The organism is Salinispora sp. CH2A1_6 (assembly GCF_056820975.1).
In genome coordinates this window covers 50,905-69,934 of sequence record NZ_JBXEDG010000017.1, presented here as the reverse complement: position 1 = coordinate 69,934, position 19,030 = coordinate 50,905, and the positions used below count along the sequence as shown (strand labels likewise).

Here is a 19,030-nt window from a genome sequence, read left to right as displayed (position 1 = left end):
CCGCAGCGTCACGCTTGGCTGGTTTCTGCTGTCGCTGGCTCAACCGGCCGGCGTTCAGTGATGACCTTGCGGTAGAGCGCGTAGTCCGCCGCATCTGGCGATGCCAGCTCGGCGCGGTCTACCAGGTCCAGCGCCTCCCCCCACCGGCCGGCGCGGAACGGCTCTTCGGCCTCAGCGAGTAGGGCACGGGCCGCCGCGTCACGCTGGGCCTGCTTCTGCTGTCGCTGGCTGTCACTCAACCGGCCGGCTTTCAGGATCTCCGGGTGCATTTCCAGATATTCGGCGACCGTTCGCCACACGAGTTGCAGCGTGTGCCGGTCACACAGCGTAGACAGGTGGCCTTCCGATACGTACCGTGCGCAGTCTGCCCGGCTGAACGTAAGCCCGCCTTGCGGTCCGTACCAGTTGCCGGCCCAGTCCTCGGTGGCGTGCGCCACCCGCACCCGGTCGACCGGGGCCAGGGCCATCGTCATCACTGCCATCCGGTGTCAGCGATGACGATGGTGCGGGACACTATCAGCCCCGGGCGTTTAAGTCCCTCTTCCAGGTCGGCTAGCCAAAGTCCCGCCTTTTTGCGGGTAGGGGCCGGTGTTACGACGGTGCGCTGCCGCAATTCGTACTGCACTCCCCACAGCGGATACTCTCCGGCGGGTGGCAACTGCCGTAGCCATTCGACAAGGGTGAAGTGGCTGGTGCTGTCGTCAAACACGACGATCTTTCTCCTTTGGCGAGTGTGTTTGTGGTGGCGACCCCCGCTGGCAGATCAAGACCAGGTGACGTTCACGTCCCGGCACATGGCCCATTCCGCTAGCTCTTCGAGCTGGCGAAGCCGCTCCTCTAGATAGCCGGGCCGGCGTCCGACATGAGTCCAGCGCCCGTCGACCACATCGGGGCGGCCGGCAGCATCGCACGTTAGGCCGATGAGGCCCCGTGCGGTCAGCACCCGCGCGTGGAAGTCCGCACCGGTGGTTGCTCCCCAATCCCCATCAAAAGTCAGTCCGAGCAGTTCAAGCAGTTCAGCGGCGTTGCCGTTGGCCATGTTCACTGAAGGGGCCGCGTCGGCTTCGGGGGCGATGGTGATGGACATGGCGCGCGCCTCCTTGGGGGTGGGGGTGATGGTGTTTCTTCTCGGCCCTCGTGGCACTGGGCGATACAAGAACACTAAGCCGACCCACTAGAAGCCGTCAAGCATCATTTCAAACTTTTTATCTGTCCCCGTTAGATGGGTGGCGTTGGACGCAGCGCCACACACAACAGGCAAACAAAAGGGACAGCGCGAGAGGACCCACCCGTAGCGGGTGGCCCCATCCGCTCGACTCGAGATGGGAGCCCCACGTACCGGCAGGCCCCATGCATCGTGGCCACAAGGGCAAAGTTCGGAGCCCTGGCCCAAAAGGGCCAGGGAAGGAACATCCGAAAATCGGCACAGGTCGCACGACCCGCATCGCCGCAATGGAGCCGGTGTGCCATGCCATGCATGGCGGCAGCACCGGAAAGTAGGCGGCGAGCGAAATCCTACCATCCTGTGGCACCCGAAGCCGCACGCCGAACGGCAAAAACGCGTCCGCTGAGCCGAAGCTCGGCGAACGCGCTTTCGTGCCTCTGTCTCCGCGAGTGTTTCGATCCCTGATAGGGGCGATGAGCAGGCACTACGGGCACCGGTGGCGCTCTTCGTGCCGTCTCTTGGAGACACCTAACCTTGCAGTGCATGACCGGGTGATGTCAAGGGCCCGGCCCCGGGCGTGTCATGGACGCAGATCTGATCCGGGGGTTAGGTTGGCGAGCCATCCCCGTACCGTCTTCGCCGCTTCCTCGTCTCCGGCGGCAACGGCGTTGGACACTAGGGCCTCCACTGATGCGCGAGCGCCACCAACCGCCCACAGGGCCTCTTGGAGGCGGACAGCTCCGACGTGGGCGCGCTGTCCCGGCGTCAACACCGGGGGCGTGAGTGCGCTGACGCGTTTCGCAACGAGGTCAGCATATGCAGTCCAGTCATAGGCGTCGGGCGAACGGTCAAGGCGGATCGCCGTGTTTCGTTGAGTCGTCCAGGTGCGTTTGACCTCATCGGCACCTCCGTGTAGCCGTAGATGCGCCTCGCTGAGATGGTCGGTCGTGATCGACTCGGCGAGCGCGATCCGAAAGTTGTCAGGTATGCGCGGCGGAGCGGGAAGTTGCCCTGCCGCAGCGATCTCTATGTATTCGATCTCCGCGCCTCGGAACCCTGGTGACGGCCGTAGGGTTGGGTGCGTGAAGAGGAGGTCATACCAGGCGTCGCGCTGCATCTCGCGCGGCCCTGGGATCGTCGTCCGGGGCTGGATGGTGATGTCGGCGTGGTGCCGGTCCCCCGTGCGCCACTGGAAGCCTGAGGCGTCAAGTGCCTTCTGTAGCGCGGCGATGGGGGCTCCGTCGATCCCGCGAGCGATCCGGATCACGTCACTCCCCCTTGCCCGCAGTCGCGAGGAGAGCGTCGATCTGACTGAGTCGGGCGGCTAGCGCTTCCCGCTCTGCGACCAGGGCGCCCACGGCGGCTGGGCCTGTCAGCCGGGCAGCGATTCGATCACGTACCTTCAATGCCCAGCCTGGACTTTCGTCCAGCGTCCACGCCTCGACTTTAGCCAGTTCTTCTTCGCGGACTTGGTATAGGGCAATCTCCCTGCCGTTTAGGCGGCCAGTGGATTTCACATCTTCTTTGTAGGACAGGAACCAGGAGCCATTGTCGACTTCGACGGTTTCGCCGAAGTTGACAAACGTTCCGAGGAATGCCCACCCGTTGGCTTCAGTTGTGTCCACTCCTGTGAGTATTTTGATCCAATGCCGGGAGCGCCGCTCAGCGGAAACACTCCGATATCCGGGCTCCGGTAGCGTGATGATGGGCATGACATCCTCTCGTTGCGGGGAGTCCAGCACTCCCGCCGCCAACAAACACTAAACTGGACAACTAGAAGTCGTCAAGCGTTATTTCCATACTTTTATATGGCCCACGCCGATGCAAATGTTCACCTGATCACAGGACGCGCCGCTGTAGCTGGTGCATGGCACGTATCACCTCAGCGCCCACACTGCGCTCACCCTTGGCACGGCGGTCGGCGTCCCGTGCGACGCACACCTCCACATCCACATCGCGCAGGTCAACGACCTCTAGGGGTGCGTCGGCAGCGTCGGCGATCCGCCGCCACGTGTCCAGCGCCTCCGGTGGCAGATTCGTGTCGTCAACGATGACGCTGACGCCGGACGCGAGCAGACCGGCTACCGCCGCCTCCTCTGCGACGTCGACCTGCCTCTCCTGGGCCTGGGTCCCGAGACGGGCCCCGTGCCCCATCACTCGAAAGAGATCGCGGTTGACCCGGAATATCAAGTCCGGTTCGGCCGCAGCAAGGGTGAGTGCGAGGGTGGTCTTACCTGAGGCGGGTAGCCCCCGGATGACGAACAGGTGCGGACGTGTCCGAGCCATCTCGAACATCCGTTGGTGTCGCTGTAAAGACCCATAGTTCACTGCTACTCCCCACTGACTCGACCCAGTAGAAGCCACGGGCCCTCTGGCCGCTCTTTTGCATTGCGCGCCCGGGTGATATCAAGGGCCCCCATCCCCCGGGCGTGTCATGGGCGCGGATCTGATCCTGGGCCTGGGTCCCCGAGACGGGCCCCGTGCCCCATCAACCCCCGCGCGACAAGCCCCGTCCCGGCTTGACCAAACCCATAGGGACGCCCCTCCTTGAAGCGCCGCGTGGCTGTCATGGGCGAATCGTGCGGCGCGGCCGACGGCACAGTTCCGCGATGGTGAAGTCGGCGCAGCGGCCCCCGTAGTTGACCGCCACGGCGGTGAAGCCTTCGCGGCGCAGCTTTTCGGCCCAGGACGGGGTGATCCGCTTGCGCCACCGGGGTGTCGTCCATCCCGTATCGGGGTGGAACTCCTGCGCGACGATGGGGTGTACCGCGAGGTCCGCGTGCATGGCAATCTGGTAGCGCTCGACCACATCGGGTATCCCGCTCGCGTCCATGGCTACTCCTGTCAGAATCGTCGGTTCGGTTGGCGTGGTGAGGCAGGTTCGCAGCGAGCGATGCCGGGCTCAACGAAGTTGAGACGCGCGGCCTCGGGCTTACGTGCGGTACGGTGTTCACACGCGGGCTGCGTAGGGCTACCCCTGCCCGGAAGTGGTTCCGTCTTCTGCAACAGGGGCACACCACCTACAGAAGCCGTCGGCGACGTCCTCGTCGGGGTACCCGTCGGGGTGCTCGCGCAGTGTGATCTTTTGGATGCGGCTCAACGCAAACACCAATTCCGCGCCAGTGCCGGCGATGAGCACCATGTCTTTCCGCAGCGCGGTACTGCCGGACTCACGGGTAGCGATGTGGGCTACGTGTCCACTGAGGTAGACCGGGTCGTCCGGGCGTGCCCCGCGTAGCGTCACCTCCACATGCTTGCCGACGAAGCGAGCAGCTTCCCGCCACCGCTTGCGGGTGGCGTTTGACGGGTCGGGGATGCTCATCGGGCGCCCCCGGTGCGCTCGGCCTCCAGTTCGGCCACCCGGGCACGCAGCGCAACCAGCTCTGCATTTTCCGGCGCGGTGATCCGAGTCGAAACGGTGACGCGCAGCTCGCCTACCCGGCCGCACGTCCGGCGAGCCCAGGATGGCCCGTCCTTCACATCAGCGGCCGTGATGTCAAACGCGGCGGCGATCGCGTCCACGACGCGGCGGCGCTCCTCGTCCCCGCCCTGCATACCCCTGACATCGACGGACAAGGTCACGTCGATGTCAGGGCTCGGCTGGCCGGCGAGACCGGCGATCCGGCCAGCCGCCGCACGCAGGTCAGCATCGAGCGCCTGCCAGTAGTCCGGCGACGGACGGTTCCAGTCATTGGCTTTATTCACGGTTCCTTCTTTCGGGTTGGGGGGAAGGGGCCGCCCGGAGCTGGCCGGGCCACACGGGAAGCGGGGGCCCGGGTGGCCCGGCCAGCGGCCGGGTCAGCGTGCCAGCCACCGGAATTCGCACACCACGCCGTCGGCGTCGTGGTGATGGGGCGGGTAGTCCAGCCGCGCGAGGTCTTGGTCGCATAGCGGGCAGTCCCCTGTCAGCCACGCCCTAGTCCGGTTGATCATGTTGTCGAGTAGCTCGACTCGGCTCCTCGACCCGTTGACTGTTTGCTGTAGGACTTTGATGCGGTGCTGGCTTGCTGTCTTGTCGGCTTCAAGGGCGGCGAGCGCGGCTTGCTGTTCACACAGGCCACGGCCCACGGCGGCACGGTGACGTACCAACGCCTCAAAGACGTGGTCGGAAATTTCGTCGTGGGTGTACGGGTAGGGGGGCTCGGTCATGGTGTCCTCCCGGTTGGGGCCCCCGCCCGGGACTGGGGCGGGGGCCGGGGGCGTCAGGCTCCGTCGCGGGCGGTCAGACGGGCCTGCTCGCGAGTGCAGGTCGGGGACCCTGCCCAGTGGGACTGCCCCCACTGGACGTTGTTGCCGCTTGTCGCGGCCAGGTGGATTGCGCAACTGGGGAGCACGTAGCGGGCGTCTACCGCCCCGCATGACTCTCGGGGGCACTTGCATCGTTCGTCGGGGTCGCCGTTGCCGTGGGTGTGCCACGGCGGGAGGGGGTTGGGGCAAGTCCAGCCCATCGACTGTCGTCCTCTCTGGAAATCCGGTGCGTGGGGTTCCAGCTCCCCGCGCTCACCTCACACTACAGAGACACATATAAGTCGTCAAGCAACATTGGTTTGCTTTTTAGTGTCGCTGTTGCTTGGGTTCAGTCCCGACGCATGTGCGCCATGACGAACCACTTCTTCACGGTCACCAGGGGGCGGTGCGTGATGAATCGTGCACTCGCGACATGGCGGGAACTCTCAGCGTCGTACACGACGACGATGAGCCAGTCGGCGTCGCGGTACACGATGAGGTCGGCCTGCTTGAGCGTGCCGGCCTCGTACTGGACGTAGACCTTGAGCGGCCGCCAATCGTCGTCGCCGTGGGCCACGCGGTCTGACATGCGGGTCGCCAGGTCGCGGACGGTCCCGGCGACCGCGTCAGGTCCCCAGGTGCCGACGATCAGGGCCTCCGCCCCTTCACGGGCTACCGAGATTCCGTTGTCGTCTTCCTTGGTGTAGTCGAACTCAAAGTCGTCACTCATAGTCGCTTGCTCCCGTCGTGTGGTTCGGCCGGCGCGTGACCGGCCCTGTGTCCGCACTGAACATTAGCAAGACACTTAAAAGCTCACAAGCATTCTTTCATAGATTTTATTGGGAGGTGGTGTCGTGGCCGGCTACATGCCCGCCCGCTCGGTCCACCGCACGGGCGGAGCCTCAAAAACCGAACCGACCGCCACACCCACCACCCAGGGCCTACCCACCGACCCGAAGACCACGTGGCCCCCACGAGCCATGGAACAGACCTTCGAGCACATGCGGGTCCTATCGGCCTGGTACGGCGGCGACCCCGAAGACCTCGCCATGATCCACGGCGGTCTCTACGGCTCCGATCACCCGTTCTTCCGCAACGGCCCCACCGACCGGCCCAGCCAATACCGAGGAGGCGTCGTCGGCTCCGTCGCACGCTGGTTCTGGGGCCAACCCACCCCCGCCGGGGAGAAACGCGCCAAGTTGCACGTGCCGATCGCCGGGGACATCGCCACCCTGTCATCGGACCTGCTGTTCGCTGAACCACCCGCTATCGAGTTCACCGACAGCGCGACACAGCAGGCATGGGACGAGATGGCCGAGGCCACAATGCTCGACGCGACGCTGCTAGAAGGCGCGGAGGTGCAGTCCCCCCTCGGCGGGGTGTTCGTGGTCGTCTCCTGGGACGACAACCTGTACCCGTATCCGTTCTTCCGGATCGTGCACCCTGACTGCGCCGTGCCTGAGTGGGAGTGGGACAGGCTCTCGGCAGTGACGTTCTGGCGTGTAGTGGAGGACCGACACGGCCAGATCTACCGGCACCTCGAACGCCACGAACGGGGCCGGATCCTGCACGGCCTGTTCCTCGGTGCCTCCGACGTGCTCGGGCCCGCGATCCCGCTGGACCAGCACCCGGCCACAGCTCGCCTCACGCCCACCGTGGACACCGCCGCCGGGCGGTTGACGGCCGGCTACATTCCGAACATGCGCCCCAACCGCCTCGACCGCAACTCCCCGATCGGACGCTCTGACCTCTCCCCCGGAGTCCTGACCCTCATGGACGCCCTGGACGAGACCTACTCATCGTGGATGCGTGACCTACGCCTGGCCAAGCACCGCCTCGTCGTGCCCCGGGCATACATGCAGCAGCAGGGCCCGGGGGCCGGGGCGCGGTTCGAGGCCGAACGGGAAATCTTCGAGGCTGTGGACTCGATGCCGAAATCCGACGGCGGGTTGGAGCTGTCGGCCACCACGTTCGCGATCCGGGTCAGCGAGCATCAGGCCACGGCCGACGCCCTGGTCAACCAAATCGTCGGACGGTGCGGCTACAGCGCGCAGTCCATCGGCGAGCAGGGCGAGGTGGCGACCACGGCCACGGAGGTCGAGGCCCGCGAACGGCGGTCGTTCATCACCCGGAAGAAAAAGGTGCGCTACTGGCGGGCCGAGCTGGCGACCCTGGCCGAGACGCTGCTCATGCTGTGGGTGGCGAGGTTCCCGGCGCGTGGGATCACACCGGCACGACCGAAGATCACCTTCGGGGATGGGGTGGCGGAGACACCGGAGGCCCTGGCCCGCACGTTGAGCCTGTTGGAGGCCGCTTCGGCGATCTCCACGGAGGAAAAGGTACGTCTACGCAACCCGGACTGGGATGAACGGCGGGTCCACGGCGAGGCGCGGCGAATCCTGATGGAGTCGGGCAAGCTGGCCGCGATGCAGCCACTGGCCAACCCGGACCAGGTAACCGGTGCCGGCGCGGACGGCTCTGTCACCAGCCCCCCCGCCGACGCCGACGCCGGGGCTGACGCGGAGGGGGCCGGGGCTGACAGCGCCCGGCCGCCGGACAGGGCCCGTAGGCCCGTGGGCAGCGCCTCCAGGGGCCGACGCGGGCGGAGGTAGCCGGTGGCCTCCGACCGCGACGTCGCCGCCGACCTCGCCCGGTCACTGACCACCCTGTACGCCGACGCGTCGACCCGCCTCGCCGCCGACATCGCCCGCCGGGTCGCCGCCGGTGAAGACTCCCCCGCATGGGCCGACGAGAAATTGCAGGCCCTGCACACCCTGCGGGCGTGGACGCAGAACCTCATCAGCCAGCTTGAGGCCGACTCCTCCGGCATGGCCGCGCAGACGCTCGTGCTGGCGTTCGTGCGGGGCTCCACCGAGTCACTGGACGCCATCGCCAGACTGCAACTGCCCCCCGAGCAACGCGCCGACCTGAACCGGCACCGCACCCTGCTGGGCCGGCTACGCCGCGCGGCGCACGGACCGCCCACGCGGGCGGTGAAAAACGCGATCGACGCCGAGTTGCAGCAGGTCAAAGACGCCCTGCCCGGGGTACATGGCCTCCTCGCGATGATGTGGTCCCTGGAATCGACCCTGTCGGGCACGCATCTGCCCCTGCTGAGATGGGCGCTGGACAGCTACCGCACGGTGGTTACCCGCGCCTCGGTCATGCCCGTGTTGGGGCTGTCGAGCCGACGCCGCGCCGCGCAGATCGCGTGGGAACAGCTCCTCGCCAGCGGGGTGACTGGATTCGTGGACCGGCGCGGCCGGCGCTGGGAACTGGCTTCCTACGTGGAGATGGCCACCCGCACCGTCGTGCATCAGGCACTGCGATCCGGCCGTCTCGATCAGCTCCTCGCCCACGGCCGCGAGCTGATCCGCATCAGCGATTCCCCGCAGGAGTGCCACCGGTGCCGTCCCTGGGAACACGCCGTGTTGCGCATCGCCGGGGCGGGCACGGGGTGGATCGAGGCTGAACACGCGACCCGTGACGGCGAGCGCGTGCGGGTGCACGTCGCCGGGACGCTGCCTCAGGCCATCGCCGCCGGCCTGTTCCACCCGAACTGCACGCACAGCTTGGCGGCGTACCTGCCTGGTGTCACCCCCGATCGGGCCCCCCGGCAGGTGGCGAACCCGCAGGGCTACGCCGACCGGGTACGGCTCCGAGAGCTGGAACGCGCGGTCCGTCGGGCCAAGCGGCAAGCGGCAGCCGTTATCGACCCTGGTGCGCGCGCCGCCGCCGACGCGAAAGTTCGCCGCGCCCAAGCCGCGGTACGCGCCCACATCACGGCCACCGGCCTGCTTCGCCAACGGCACCGCGAGCGCATCGGTACCGCGAGGTGAACTGACACTCCCGCCGTCCAATCCGGGCGGCAGGTCGCCCGCACGTTCAAGGCACGCGCGGGCATCTTCCCTGTCACGCAAAAGGGGCCAAGCGGCCCCCGTGCGTGTTCCTGATGACCCCAAGGAGGGCCACGGAAATGTCTGTGCCGACTGAGCCGGCAGCGCCGGCTACGGCCACCACCGCGCCTGGACCCGCCGCCACCGGCGGTGAGACCGACGCGCCGACGACCGGCCCGGCTACTGCCGTTTCGGTCGAGAGCACCAACGCGTCCGCTCAAGACGCGACTGATGCCGCCCCGGCCACGCCGTCTGTCACCTCACCGGCGAGTACCGCCGCCGCCCCGGCAGAGCCGGCCGCGTCGGAACCGGCCGGCAAAGCGCCCACGATCCAGGGCGAGTACGACCCAGCGCGGGCTAGCAAAACGATCGCCAACCTGCGGGGCCGCGAGACGCGCCTGCAACAGGAGCTGGCGGAGCAGAAGGCCACGTATGACGAGTTCACGAAGGGCCTGGCCAAGCTGATCGGGCTTGGCGAGGAAGAGCCGCCGGACCCGGCGATGCTCACGCAGCAGCTCACCGCCTCGCAGAGCGAGACGAAGCAGGCCCGCGTGGAGCTGGCGGTGTGGCGGATGTCCGGTGAACTCGGGGCCGACCCAGACGCCGTACTGGACTCGAGGGCTTTCGGTGATGCGGTGGGCCGGCTTGACCCGTCGGCGGCCGACTTCGCCGAACAGGTCCAGGCCGCGCTTGCCGCTGCGGTCGAGGCCAATCCCCGGCTGAGGGCACTGCCCGCCGCACCGGCGACGCCGGCCGCGGGCGCTGCTGGTGACGCCGGTGCGGGGTCGCCGGCCGCCGGGGTGTCCGGCGCTGCGATCACCGCTCCGACCGAGGGCGGTCCGATCACAGCCGCGCAGCTTCAGCAGGCGCACGAACGCGGAGACAGTCCGTTGATCGCCAGATGGCACGCCGAAGGGCGGCTAGCCCACCTGCTGTAGGCCCGGCAACACCCCGTTTGCCCCGGGGGTTGCGGGCACCTATCCAAATCCACATTCCGTAAGCCACACGGGGGAACGATGGCAATTAATAGGTTCCGGCCGGAAATCTGGTCGGCGCTGCTCATGGAGAGCTACAAGAAGGTCTTGGTCTACGCCAACCTGTGCAACCGCGACTATGAGGGTGAGATCCGCGCTGCTGGTGACACGGTGCGGGTGACCTCGATCAGCCGCCCGACGATCAGCACCTACACCCGTAACGCGGACATCACCTATGAGGAGCTGACCGACGCGCAGCGCACCCTGTCAATCGACCAGGAGAAGTACTGGGCGTTCACGGTTGACGATGTTGACCAGGCGCAGGCGCGGGGCAACGTCGTCCCGGCCGCCATGTCCGAGGCCGCCTACGGTCTTGCTGATGTGGTGGACCAGTACGTCGCCGGCCTGTACACCGGGGTGGCCGCCAGCAACGCGCTCGGCACCACGCAGGTCACCACCGGCGACGAGGCATACACCGGGCTGCGGCTGCTGGCGTTGAAGCTGGACGAGGCCAACGTGCCCCGGCAGGGCCGGTGGGCTGTGGTCCCGTCGTGGTATCACTCGCTGCTGCTGGAAAACCACAAGTTCGTGGACATGTCCGCGTCCGGCACGTCCGAGCCGCTACTCAACGGGCTGGTCGGGCGGGCCCTGGGTATGACGATCTACACGTCGAACAACGCGCCGTTGATCAGTGGCGACGACTACGGCTGCATGGCGGGGACCCGTGGCGCGATCACGATGGCCGAGCAGGTCACGCAGACCGAGGCGATGCGCTCGGAGCTGCGGTTCGGTGACCGGGTGCGTGGTCTGCTCGTGTACGGGGCGAAGTTGATGCGTCCCGATGGCATCGCCACGCTGGTGGCGTCGCAGTCCTGACCCATCTGACGGCCGGGCCCGGCCGCGCGCGTTCGTGCGCCGGGCCCGCCGCCCCCCCCTTTTCCGGCCCCCGCACGTGGGGTCACGCGTTCACGAGGGAGAGACATGCCGCGCACTGCCCTGGCATACAGCAACCTGCACGCCAACAGTTCCATCGCCGAGCCGGCCGGTACGCCGGTCAACCCTGGTGCCAACAACGGTCACCTCATTGTCGACGCCGTCCCGGAGCGCACCGTCCTGCGAGTCAGCAACAGCGCGGGCGAGGCGAAGGACGTCACCGTCAAGGCCGGTGACTATCCGCCGGCGATGGCCGCCGGTCAGGGGGACCTCGTGGTGACCGTCGCCGACGGTGCGACGGTACTGATCGGCCCCTTCGAGTCCGGTCGGTTCATCAGCTCCGGCGGTGAGCTGCACGTCGACATTCAGGCGGCCATGACTGGTGAGATCACCGCGTTTCAGGTGCCCAAGGCCACGTGATGCAGCAGACGGGCTACTTCGCGGGAGAGGGGGGCGTCATCTGGGAGATGGCGCTGCCCCTGCCCGAAACGCAAGCCGACAAGGTCACCAAGGGGTATCTGCGCCGTGTCAACGCCGACGGCAGCCCGTACACGCCGCCGCCGGCTGATGGGCAGCCCGAGCTACCCGGGCAACGTCCGGCCGTGCTGCCCGGCGGCGAGTGGGAGTCGCTTCCGGATAAGGGCGCGCTCAAGGCGGAGTGGATCGGGTGGGTGGTGCGCAACCTTGGCACGGCTCCGGATGACGCCGAGGCGATGACCAAGCACGACCTCATCGACCTCGCTACCCGCACCATCACCGCACGCGCGCCGGCCGACTGACCGCGTGCGTCGACACTGCGCCGGGTCACGGTGTGACCTGGCATTGATCTCCCGGCCGGGGGTGACGGGGGGAGCCCGTTTGCCCGCGCCCCGCCTGAACCCCCGGCCGGGGTGCATACCCTTCGCTGTTGCAGGAGGCCCGTGGTGACGATCTACGAGGGTGAGACCGTCACGCCCGTGCTGACGCTCACCGACGGCGGGTTCGGCGCGGATACGGCGGTGACCGTGACCGTGACCGGCCCCGACGGTGTGGCTGGTGCGCCGATCGGGTGTGTGGCCTCCGACGGAGGGCAGACCCACACCGCGGCCACGACGGTGAACCTCGGGCAGCCCGGACAGTGGGTGTACGCCTGGTCGATCACCGGCACCGGCGCGGGCAGCTGCTACGACACGGTGGCGGTGGCGCCCGCGCCGATGACGTCGCCGGCCGCCGGCCGGGTGTATGCGGACAGCGCGGACTACGCCCGGTGGATCAGCGCGGCACCTCCGGCGGGGGTGGGGCGGGCCTTGTGGGTCGCGTCGCGGCGCGTTGACGAGCTGCTGACCACCGCCATGTACGACACCGACGACGACGGCTACCCGGTCGACGCCGGGCATCGGCAGGCCATGCGGTGGGCCGCGTGCGCCCAGGCGGACTACATGCGGGCTATCGGTGACCCGTATGGGCGCGGCGCGCTCGGCACGCTGTCGTCGGTGTCGATCGGCTCTGTGTCGGTGGGGCGGGCGGTGACTGCTTCGGGCACGACCGCGCCGCCGCGCTACAGCCACGACGCACGGGAGTTCCTGTTTCAGGCCGGGCTGCTCAACCAGGGCCCTGTGACCGGGTGGTGAAGCGTGGACGTGACGGATCTGCTGGACATGCACGGTGCCGGGTTCGGGGTGGTCATCGAGGCGTACCGGGGTAAGGACGCCGGCGGCGGTAACGTCTACGGGCCGCCGGTCGAGGTGGCCCCGGTGTGGGTGGATGAGCGCCACCGGGTGCTGCGTGCGGCCACGGGCGAGACGGTGACCGTCACTGCGACCGTGTACGCGGCCGTGGCCACCGACTGTCCCGTCGATTCGCGGGTGACGTTGCCCTCGGGGCAGCGGATCGTGGCGTTGAGTGTTGCCCGCCGCGAGGGGGGCGGGTTCGACGTGCCGGAGCACGTGGAGATCGCCGGGAACTGACGCGCGGCGGTTGCGGCTACTCGTCGGTGGTCGTGGGACGGCCACCGACGCCGGGGCGGGGGCGGCCCGGCGTGCCAGGTGAAGATCCTGATCGGACGCCACATGCGGGTACGCCCGATCGTCTTGTCAGATTGCGGCATCTGTTTGCGTTTGCGCTAGTTCGTCACAGCGGACACCGCGACGCCGAGGTATCGGGCTACGTCGGTGGTAGTCCACCACACCGCGTTCGGATCAGGGGCAGCGCTCGCGACCGCTCATCCTCGCATCACGCGGATGGTGTGTTGCCTTCCCGGACGGGGCGGTCATCCGCCGTTGTCAACAGGGGCTCTTCTCACCGAACCACACGTCCCGCCGTGACGGGGTAGCCAACACCATAGCGAGGAGATCGATCGTGCCGCTCTGGACTCACGAGCACGGCGAGCGTAAGCGCACCGTGCCCGGAACCTACGAAGACCGGCGGGTCACCGCCGACGATCAGTGGACGCTCGTGCCGCCGGCAGGCCAGCAACGTGCGCCGGAACCGACGTCGGCCGCCGCGCGCCGCCGTGCCCCCTCCGGCTCCAACCGGTGAGACGAAGGGGGAAATCGTGGGGGTGCGGATCAAGACCACCGTCAACACGAAGGGCGTGGCTGTGGCGCGGCGGCGGGAGCAGGCCGGCGCGGTTAGGGGCCTACACGCTGCCGCCGAGTATGTGTTGAGCCAGGCACAGGCGGTTACGCCCCTGCAAGAGGGGGTGCTGGTCGCCTCAGGAGCCACGGACGTGGATGCGTCCGCGCTCGAGGGCACGGTCAGCTACGACACGGTGTACGCCGCCCGCCAGCACGAGGAGGTCACGTGGCGGCATGACCCGGGCCGGCAGGCCAAGTATCTGGAGCAGCCGCACGCCGCGTCGCGGACGGCGGTACGGGACATCATCGCTGCGGCTGTGCGGCGGGAGCTGCGCTGATGGCGGGCTTTGTCGGCGGGGTGGCTCACCTCCTGGACGCCGCCGGGGTGGGCACCTACGTCCCGAGTGGGGTGCCCGGCACGGTGTGGCCGATCTACTTGGAGCATCAGCCTCCGCAGCCGGGGCAGTGCATCACCGTCTACGGGACGGGGGGCGCTGCCTCACCCGCCGGTGCGCCTCACTGGTCGGAGCCCACGTTCACGGTGCGGGTGCGGGGTAGCGGCGATTCGCGGCTGTCGCAGCAAAAGTGCCGTGCAGTGATACACGCGTTGCACGGCCTGGCCTATGTGGAGCTGCCCGACGGGATTTACGTCGTGGACTGCCAGTGCCAGCAGTCGGAGCCGGTGCATGTGGGCCCGGACGCGAACGGCTTGCACGTGCACACCGCGGCGTTCCGGGCGTCCATCGAACACCCGTTCTGACGTTCTGAGAACTTTGGGGGATGAGTAATGGCCACGCGCCAGATCAACGCGAGAGACCTGATCTTTGAGGTTTCGGACATGGACGCCGTGCCGACGTGGACGGGTGTCGGCGGGCTCCTGTCGGGCACCGTGTCCTACAACGAGAACGAGGAGTTCGCCGACACCACGGTGTGGGACTCCGAGGGCTTCTACGGCCAAGAGAAGATGCAGCTCGGTGCGTCCCTGAGCTTGGAGGGGCGGTTCTTGCAAGATCCGGCCACGGGGGTGCGGGACCCGGGTCAGGAACTGGTGGAGGCCCACGCGGTGCTGCTGGGCTACGACAGTCAAATCGATGTCCGGTTCCGGTACCCCGGGGCCACGACGTGGAAGGTGTGGAAGGCGACCGTCTCTGTTGGTGAGCAGGGCGGCGGACTCAACGACAAGGCGTCGTGGAACGCGGAGTTTGTGCGCTGCGGAGCGCCGAGCACCGAGGCGGTGGTGTGAACATGACGACCCACCCACATGCCGATAGCGTCGCGGAACTCGACGCCTCGTTTTACGACAGCGTCCCGGACGGGGAGACCACCACCGACCACGACTTCGACGCGTGGTGGTCACAGCGGGTGGCCAGCCGGCCTACCACGCAGATCCTGGGGGTGGCGGTGCCGATCCCCACGCAGGTGCCGGCGGAGATCATGCTTCGGCCCGGCAAGGCGTTGGACCTGTCCAGCGATGACGCCGATGAGATTCAACGGCTGCTGGTGCTGATGCTGGACCTGGCCGGGGTCGACGGGCAGGTCACCTTGGATGGGTGGCTCTCCGACGGGCTCGGCTCCGAACAACTGTTGATCATCTTTACGTGGGCGTTGATCAACGGGATGCGTCCGCCGGGTAAACCGGCGGTGAGTTTCGCCCGGGTCGCGGGGATGGTGGAGGACACGCAGCCGGGAAAAGCCCCCGAGCCGGTCAACCGGACCGGCCGACGCGCCGCCTCGCGGACGGCGGGTACGTCGAAGCCGGCGACGAGGACGCGCCGGACGGGTGGACGCAGGTAAGGGCTCACTGGTTGCAGGTGGTCGGTGATCTACGCCGTGAGTACGGGTACACCCGCGCCGACATCGCCGCGCTGGGGCATCAGGACCTGGCCGAGGACATCGCCGGGTTGAGTCCACAGTCGGCGTTTGCCAACGTCGTGGGTGACGCGAGACGCAGCCTGAGTACCCCCACCGAGGCACAGCAATTCATTGATCAGTTCCTGTGACCGTCGCCCCTCCAAGTGCGGTGGCCACGGGGCCGCCAGCGGGAAGGGGGGTGACAGGTGGCGCTCAAGGTCGGTGACCTCTACGCCAAGATCGGCGTCGATGACCGGGGCTTCCAGCGGGGCATGGCCAGGATGCGGGCCAGTCTGATATCCACGGCGAAACTGGCGGCCAAGACCGCCGCTTGGAGCCTGCTCGGAGTCGCCCTGGCGAACACGGCGGTGAGCGTCTTCGCGCTGGTGGGGGCGTTGGCCCCGATGATTGGCCTGGTGGGGGCGCTGCCGGCGGTGCTCGGCGCGGCGGCTGTCGCCGCCGTAGCGCTGAAGGTGGGCACCTCCACTCTGACCGAGGCTCTGGGCGGCAGCGAGGAGGCCCTAGCGAAGCTGACGCCGGCCGCCCGCGCTGTCCACGACGAGATCAAGGCGCAGGCCGACGGCTGGGACGCTGTGCGGCGGTCGGTGGAGGGCAACATCTTCGGCCGCGTGCAGGGGCAGATCTCTGCTCTGGCCGGGGTGTATCTGCCGCTGTTGGAAACCGGGCTGGGCAAGATCGGTGACGCGTGGGGGTCGGCGTTCGCGAACGCGGCTGCCGCGGCCCGCTCTCAGGTCGCGGTCGCTGGTGTTACGCGGCTGTTGGATGCCACCCGCGCGGCCCTGGTCCACATCGGTGACGCCTTCGGTCCGCTGGTCACCGGGTTCGGTGCCGCGTTCGGTGCGACGGCGCCACTGGTGGAACGCTTCGGGGCTGCTATCGGCCGGGTCATGGACACGTTCGGTGAGTGGCTGGCGGAGGTGTCCAAGTCCGGGCAGCTCATGGACTGGGTAAACGATGGCCTGGCCGCGTTGCGGCAGTTGATGGCGGTGCTACGCGCCGTCGGCGGGATCTTCGGCGCGGTCATCAAGGCCGCTACGAGCGTGTCGGGTGGGCTGCTGGACACGCTGGGGCAGGTGCTGGGGCAGGTCGACCGTTTCCTGAACTCCGCCGAGGGCTTGAAGATCCTGGAGACGATTTTCGGCACGATCAAGGAGACGGTGTCAAAGATCGCCCCGGCGCTTGGCCCGGTGCTGTCCGCGCTCGGCGCGGTGGTCGCGGCGGTCGCACCTCTGCTGCCCCTGCTCGGTGAGTTGGTGGCGGTCCTGGCCACCGGGCTGGCCGGTGCCGTGCAGGCACTGATCCCGGGCCTGACCATGATCGTTGACGCGCTGGTGTCCGGGCTGGGTCCGATCCTGCCTCTGTTGGCGGACCACTTCGCGGCGATAACGCCGCTGGTCAGTCAGCTCGGCGGCCTGCTCGGGGAACTGCTGAGTACGGCCGTCACGACACTGCTGGACGCGGTGGCGCAACTACTCCCGGTGCTCTCGCAGGTCGTACAGGTGTTCGCCGCGGGTTTGATCACGGCGTTGGACGCGCTGATACCGCTGTTTCTCGAGCTGTTGCCGCTGTTGTCGACGTTGGGATCGCAACTGCTACCGATGCTGCTACCGCTGTTCACGGCGCTGGTAGATGTCGTGCTGGCGCTACTTCCCGCGCTGATACCCCTGATCGAGCTACTAGTCACGCTGCTGCCGCTGTTCTCGACGTTGCAGGTGATGTTGGCCGGGGTGGTCATCCCGGTGCTGACTGTGCTCATCCAGTGGATAGGACAGGTAGTGCGGTGGGTGGCCACGCTTGCGGGGGCGTTCATCCGGTTCGTGACCACCGCCAAAGGGTGGGCGAGTCTGGGCCCGTTCGTCTCTGGTCTGTGGAGTCATATCGTCGGGGTGTTCCGTGGCGGCGTCAACGCCGCCGTCCAGGTCACGTCCACGATCGTCAGCAGGGTACTGAGCCCGATAACGTCCCTGGTGGGCAAGGTACGCGGCGTGGGTAGCTCGTTCGCCAGCGCGGCCCGCAGCATCGGCACCCAGATCATCAACGGCATGATCTCGGGCATCAAAAGCTCCGTTGGTCGGGCCATCAGCACAGTGAAAAACGCTGTCGGCGGGATCATCCGAGGCGCGAAGGGCGCACTCGGCATCTCCTCGCCGTCCAAGGTGGCCGCGCGTGAGGTCGGCCGGTGGGTGCCGGCGGGTATCGGTGACGGTGTGCGTCAGGCCATGCCCGCGCTGCTGCGTCAGTTCGACGCGATGCGCCCGCAGATGATGGCGCACCTGCAAGTCGCCGGCCCGCAGGCACGACCGGCCACGCCGGCCGCGCAGCCGCCGGTGATCGTGCGTAGCCGGGAGGTCGGCGACACGGTGAACATCACCGGACCCAACGTGACGTTGGCCGATGTCGAGCGCCACCAGCGCCGCCGGGAGGTCCGCGCCCGAGTGGGGAGGCCACGCTAGATGCCGATCAGACGGGGCGTCATCGGGATTCCACCGTCCGACCCGACGCCGCCCGATACGCCTCCTGTCCGGGATGTGCCTCGAGCGTCCTGGTTCGCGCCCGACGGAACTGAGGTGCCGCTGACCAGTCCTGGGCAGACCGGCTACCGGTTGCTGAAGGGGCTACGGGGTTTGGGCGGGGTTCCGGTCACGCTGACCACGGATAAGCTGCCGCGTGGTGGTGTGCGGGTTCGCACGGTGCGCCGTGAGGCTCGCGAGATCGACCTGCCGGTGCGGGTCACGGGCAGCACTCACAGCGAGTTCATCGAACGCAAACGCAACCTGCTCGACTGGTTCGGGCAAACCGATGAGCTGGGCGCGGGGACGTTGGTGGTGTGGCGTCCTGACGGCACCCGCCGGCACATCAGCTGCTACTGCGCGCATCCAGGTGACACCGACGATGACGGGCGGCTGGCCGAGAATCTGCTGGTCACGCTGTTGTGTGAGCAGCCGTGGTGGTACGGGCCCGATGAGGTTTCCGACGAGGCGTTGGAGTTGGCCGACAACGGTTCCTACCTGAGCATGTTTCCGAATGTGTCGCTGTCGAAGACTCTGGGCACCGGGGACCTGGACGTTTTCAACCCGGGCCAGTTGGCCGCTTACCCGGTGTGGACGATCACCGGGCCGTGCGCGTCGGCGACGTTCACCCACGCTGACACCGGCCAGTCCTTCGCGATCGATCCGGACTACGCCGGCGACGGTCCGCTGCTGATCAACGAGACGATCACTGTGCACACGGACCCGATGGCCATCTACGGGCCTTCTGGTCAGGCGGCCACGGGCGCGGTGAACTGGCCTGGCGCGAACCTGTTCCCGCTGCGACGCGGCCACAACCGGATCATCCTGTCGTTGACCGAGGCCGCCGTGGGCGCGGGCGTGGCGTGGTCGTTCGCACCTCGCTACCGGAGCGCATAAC

The 19,030-nt window shown here is 67.8% G+C and carries 27 protein-coding genes; 16 read left to right on the top strand and 11 right to left on the bottom strand.

Translation table 11 applies throughout. From position 1 onward, the window contains the following. Positions 1 to 8: 8 nt before the first annotated feature. The 11 genes from AC1UKG_RS24620 to AC1UKG_RS24570 all read right to left on the bottom strand — a co-directional run bounded on the left by AC1UKG_RS24620 (position 9) and on the right by AC1UKG_RS24570 (position 6,122). A complete protein-coding gene (locus AC1UKG_RS24620) occupies positions 9 to 473 on the bottom strand; it encodes a hypothetical protein (protein ID WP_482641976.1) in 465 nt (154 codons plus the stop codon). After that, positions 473 to 709, bottom strand: coding sequence for a hypothetical protein (locus AC1UKG_RS24615; RefSeq protein WP_482641977.1), 237 nt, complete (start codon positions 707 to 709; stop codon positions 473 to 475). The genes AC1UKG_RS24620 and AC1UKG_RS24615 overlap by 1 nt, the downstream gene beginning before the upstream one ends. A gap of 54 nt (positions 710 to 763) precedes the next feature. Next, entirely contained in the window at positions 764 to 1,087 is a 324-nt protein-coding gene (locus tag AC1UKG_RS24610; RefSeq protein ID WP_482641978.1) for a hypothetical protein, read from the bottom strand. Positions 1,088 to 1,745: 658 nt separating this feature from the next. Further along, positions 1,746 to 2,432, bottom strand: coding sequence for a hypothetical protein (locus tag AC1UKG_RS24605; RefSeq protein ID WP_482641979.1), 687 nt, complete (start codon positions 2,430 to 2,432; stop codon positions 1,746 to 1,748). Position 2,433: 1 nt separating this feature from the next. After that, positions 2,434 to 2,790, bottom strand: coding sequence for a hypothetical protein (locus AC1UKG_RS24600; protein ID WP_482641980.1), 357 nt, complete (start codon positions 2,788 to 2,790; stop codon positions 2,434 to 2,436). Between the two features lie 214 nt (positions 2,791 to 3,004). Then, positions 3,005 to 3,451, bottom strand: coding sequence for an AAA family ATPase (locus AC1UKG_RS24595; protein WP_482641981.1), 447 nt, complete (start codon positions 3,449 to 3,451; stop codon positions 3,005 to 3,007). 280 nt (positions 3,452 to 3,731) lie between these two features. Next, the gene (locus AC1UKG_RS24590; RefSeq protein WP_482641982.1) at positions 3,732 to 3,998 is read right to left on the bottom strand and encodes a hypothetical protein; all 267 of its coding nucleotides are present in this window, start codon (positions 3,996 to 3,998) and stop codon (positions 3,732 to 3,734) included. Between the two features lie 138 nt (positions 3,999 to 4,136). Beyond that, positions 4,137 to 4,487, bottom strand: coding sequence for a hypothetical protein (locus tag AC1UKG_RS24585; RefSeq protein ID WP_482641983.1), 351 nt, complete (start codon positions 4,485 to 4,487; stop codon positions 4,137 to 4,139). Continuing rightward, on the bottom strand, positions 4,484 to 4,870 hold the full coding sequence (locus AC1UKG_RS24580; RefSeq protein WP_482641984.1) for a hypothetical protein: 387 nt from the start codon (positions 4,868 to 4,870) through the stop codon (positions 4,484 to 4,486). Before AC1UKG_RS24580 ends, AC1UKG_RS24585 begins: the two co-directional genes overlap by 4 nt. 93 nt (positions 4,871 to 4,963) lie before the next feature. Beyond that, positions 4,964 to 5,314: a hypothetical protein gene (locus tag AC1UKG_RS24575; protein WP_482641985.1), complete on the bottom strand. Its 351-nt coding sequence runs from the start codon at positions 5,312 to 5,314 to the stop codon at positions 4,964 to 4,966. 427 nt (positions 5,315 to 5,741) lie between these two features. After that, complete coding sequence (locus tag AC1UKG_RS24570) at positions 5,742 to 6,122, bottom strand: hypothetical protein (protein WP_482641986.1); 381 nt, start codon at positions 6,120 to 6,122, stop codon at positions 5,742 to 5,744. Between the two features lie 124 nt (positions 6,123 to 6,246). Between AC1UKG_RS24570 and AC1UKG_RS24565 the strand changes: the two genes are divergently transcribed. From AC1UKG_RS24565 to AC1UKG_RS24490, 16 genes are all read left to right on the top strand, one after another. Then, positions 6,247 to 8,004: a hypothetical protein gene (locus AC1UKG_RS24565; protein WP_482641987.1), complete on the top strand. Its 1,758-nt coding sequence runs from the start codon at positions 6,247 to 6,249 to the stop codon at positions 8,002 to 8,004. A gap of 3 nt (positions 8,005 to 8,007) precedes the next feature. Beyond that, the gene (locus AC1UKG_RS24560; RefSeq protein WP_482641988.1) at positions 8,008 to 9,231 is read left to right on the top strand and encodes a phage minor capsid protein; all 1,224 of its coding nucleotides are present in this window, start codon (positions 8,008 to 8,010) and stop codon (positions 9,229 to 9,231) included. 137 nt (positions 9,232 to 9,368) lie between these two features. Then, a complete protein-coding gene (locus tag AC1UKG_RS24555) occupies positions 9,369 to 10,226 on the top strand; it encodes a hypothetical protein (RefSeq protein ID WP_482641989.1) in 858 nt (285 codons plus the stop codon). Between the two features lie 78 nt (positions 10,227 to 10,304). Continuing rightward, positions 10,305 to 11,138, top strand: a complete 834-nt coding sequence (locus tag AC1UKG_RS24550) for a P22 phage major capsid protein family protein (protein WP_029127188.1) — start codon at positions 10,305 to 10,307, stop codon at positions 11,136 to 11,138. 105 nt (positions 11,139 to 11,243) lie between these two features. After that, positions 11,244 to 11,615, top strand: coding sequence for a hypothetical protein (locus AC1UKG_RS24545; RefSeq protein ID WP_018219200.1), 372 nt, complete (start codon positions 11,244 to 11,246; stop codon positions 11,613 to 11,615). Continuing rightward, a complete protein-coding gene (locus AC1UKG_RS24540) occupies positions 11,615 to 11,974 on the top strand; it encodes a hypothetical protein (protein ID WP_475890787.1) in 360 nt (119 codons plus the stop codon). Before AC1UKG_RS24545 ends, AC1UKG_RS24540 begins: the two co-directional genes overlap by 1 nt. A 144-nt stretch (positions 11,975 to 12,118) precedes the next feature. Next, positions 12,119 to 12,805: a hypothetical protein gene (locus tag AC1UKG_RS24535; protein ID WP_482641990.1), complete on the top strand. Its 687-nt coding sequence runs from the start codon at positions 12,119 to 12,121 to the stop codon at positions 12,803 to 12,805. A 3-nt stretch (positions 12,806 to 12,808) separates the two neighbouring features. Further along, complete coding sequence (locus AC1UKG_RS24530; protein ID WP_482641991.1) at positions 12,809 to 13,141, top strand: hypothetical protein; 333 nt, start codon at positions 12,809 to 12,811, stop codon at positions 13,139 to 13,141. Between the two features lie 391 nt (positions 13,142 to 13,532). Then, positions 13,533 to 13,712 (top strand): hypothetical protein, encoded by a 180-nt coding sequence (locus tag AC1UKG_RS24525; protein ID WP_475890732.1) that lies wholly within the window; start codon positions 13,533 to 13,535, stop codon positions 13,710 to 13,712. 16 nt (positions 13,713 to 13,728) lie between these two features. Further along, positions 13,729 to 14,088 carry a hypothetical protein gene (locus AC1UKG_RS24520; protein ID WP_475890731.1) on the top strand — a complete coding sequence of 120 codons (360 nt, stop codon included), beginning with the start codon at positions 13,729 to 13,731 and terminating at the stop codon, positions 14,086 to 14,088. Further along, on the top strand, positions 14,088 to 14,510 hold the full coding sequence (locus AC1UKG_RS24515) for a minor capsid protein (RefSeq protein ID WP_482641992.1): 423 nt from the start codon (positions 14,088 to 14,090) through the stop codon (positions 14,508 to 14,510). The genes AC1UKG_RS24520 and AC1UKG_RS24515 overlap by 1 nt, the downstream gene beginning before the upstream one ends. Positions 14,511 to 14,537: 27 nt before the next feature. After that, on the top strand, positions 14,538 to 14,993 hold the full coding sequence (locus AC1UKG_RS24510; protein ID WP_482641993.1) for a phage tail tube protein: 456 nt from the start codon (positions 14,538 to 14,540) through the stop codon (positions 14,991 to 14,993). A 2-nt stretch (positions 14,994 to 14,995) separates the two neighbouring features. Further along, a complete protein-coding gene (locus AC1UKG_RS24505; protein ID WP_482641994.1) occupies positions 14,996 to 15,544 on the top strand; it encodes a hypothetical protein in 549 nt (182 codons plus the stop codon). A 17-nt stretch (positions 15,545 to 15,561) separates the two neighbouring features. Beyond that, positions 15,562 to 15,750 carry a hypothetical protein gene (locus AC1UKG_RS24500; RefSeq protein ID WP_475890785.1) on the top strand — a complete coding sequence of 63 codons (189 nt, stop codon included), beginning with the start codon at positions 15,562 to 15,564 and terminating at the stop codon, positions 15,748 to 15,750. A gap of 57 nt (positions 15,751 to 15,807) precedes the next feature. Further along, positions 15,808 to 18,075 carry a phage tail protein gene (locus AC1UKG_RS24495; protein ID WP_482641995.1) on the top strand — a complete coding sequence of 756 codons (2,268 nt, stop codon included), beginning with the start codon at positions 15,808 to 15,810 and terminating at the stop codon, positions 18,073 to 18,075. A 114-nt stretch (positions 18,076 to 18,189) separates the two neighbouring features. Beyond that, on the top strand, positions 18,190 to 19,029 hold the full coding sequence (locus AC1UKG_RS24490; RefSeq protein ID WP_482641996.1) for a phage tail family protein: 840 nt from the start codon (positions 18,190 to 18,192) through the stop codon (positions 19,027 to 19,029). Position 19,030 lies beyond the last annotated feature (1 nt).

What these genes read in the sequence shown, in the direction of transcription:
- AC1UKG_RS24545 (WP_018219200.1), top strand. Translation starts at nt 11,244, where the DNA reads ATGCCGCGCACTGCCCTGGCATACAGCAACCTGCACGCCAACAGTTCC.
- AC1UKG_RS24590 (WP_482641982.1), bottom strand. Translation starts at nt 3,998, where the DNA reads ATGGACGCGAGCGGGATACCCGATGTGGTCGAGCGCTACCAGATTGCC.
- AC1UKG_RS24510 (WP_482641993.1), top strand. Translation starts at nt 14,538, where the DNA reads ATGGCCACGCGCCAGATCAACGCGAGAGACCTGATCTTTGAGGTTTCG.
- AC1UKG_RS24570 (WP_482641986.1), bottom strand. Translation starts at nt 6,122, where the DNA reads ATGAGTGACGACTTTGAGTTCGACTACACCAAGGAAGACGACAACGGA.
- AC1UKG_RS24620 (WP_482641976.1), bottom strand. Translation starts at nt 473, where the DNA reads ATGACGATGGCCCTGGCCCCGGTCGACCGGGTGCGGGTGGCGCACGCC.
- AC1UKG_RS24550 (WP_029127188.1), top strand. Translation starts at nt 10,305, where the DNA reads ATGGCAATTAATAGGTTCCGGCCGGAAATCTGGTCGGCGCTGCTCATG.
- AC1UKG_RS24585 (WP_482641983.1), bottom strand. Translation starts at nt 4,487, where the DNA reads ATGAGCATCCCCGACCCGTCAAACGCCACCCGCAAGCGGTGGCGGGAA.
- AC1UKG_RS24610 (WP_482641978.1), bottom strand. Translation starts at nt 1,087, where the DNA reads ATGTCCATCACCATCGCCCCCGAAGCCGACGCGGCCCCTTCAGTGAAC.
- AC1UKG_RS24555 (WP_482641989.1), top strand. Translation starts at nt 9,369, where the DNA reads ATGTCTGTGCCGACTGAGCCGGCAGCGCCGGCTACGGCCACCACCGCG.
- AC1UKG_RS24540 (WP_475890787.1), top strand. Translation starts at nt 11,615, where the DNA reads ATGCAGCAGACGGGCTACTTCGCGGGAGAGGGGGGCGTCATCTGGGAG.
- AC1UKG_RS24575 (WP_482641985.1), bottom strand. Translation starts at nt 5,314, where the DNA reads ATGACCGAGCCCCCCTACCCGTACACCCACGACGAAATTTCCGACCAC.
- AC1UKG_RS24515 (WP_482641992.1), top strand. Translation starts at nt 14,088, where the DNA reads ATGGCGGGCTTTGTCGGCGGGGTGGCTCACCTCCTGGACGCCGCCGGG.
- AC1UKG_RS24595 (WP_482641981.1), bottom strand. Translation starts at nt 3,451, where the DNA reads ATGGCTCGGACACGTCCGCACCTGTTCGTCATCCGGGGGCTACCCGCC.
- AC1UKG_RS24505 (WP_482641994.1), top strand. Translation starts at nt 14,996, where the DNA reads ATGACGACCCACCCACATGCCGATAGCGTCGCGGAACTCGACGCCTCG.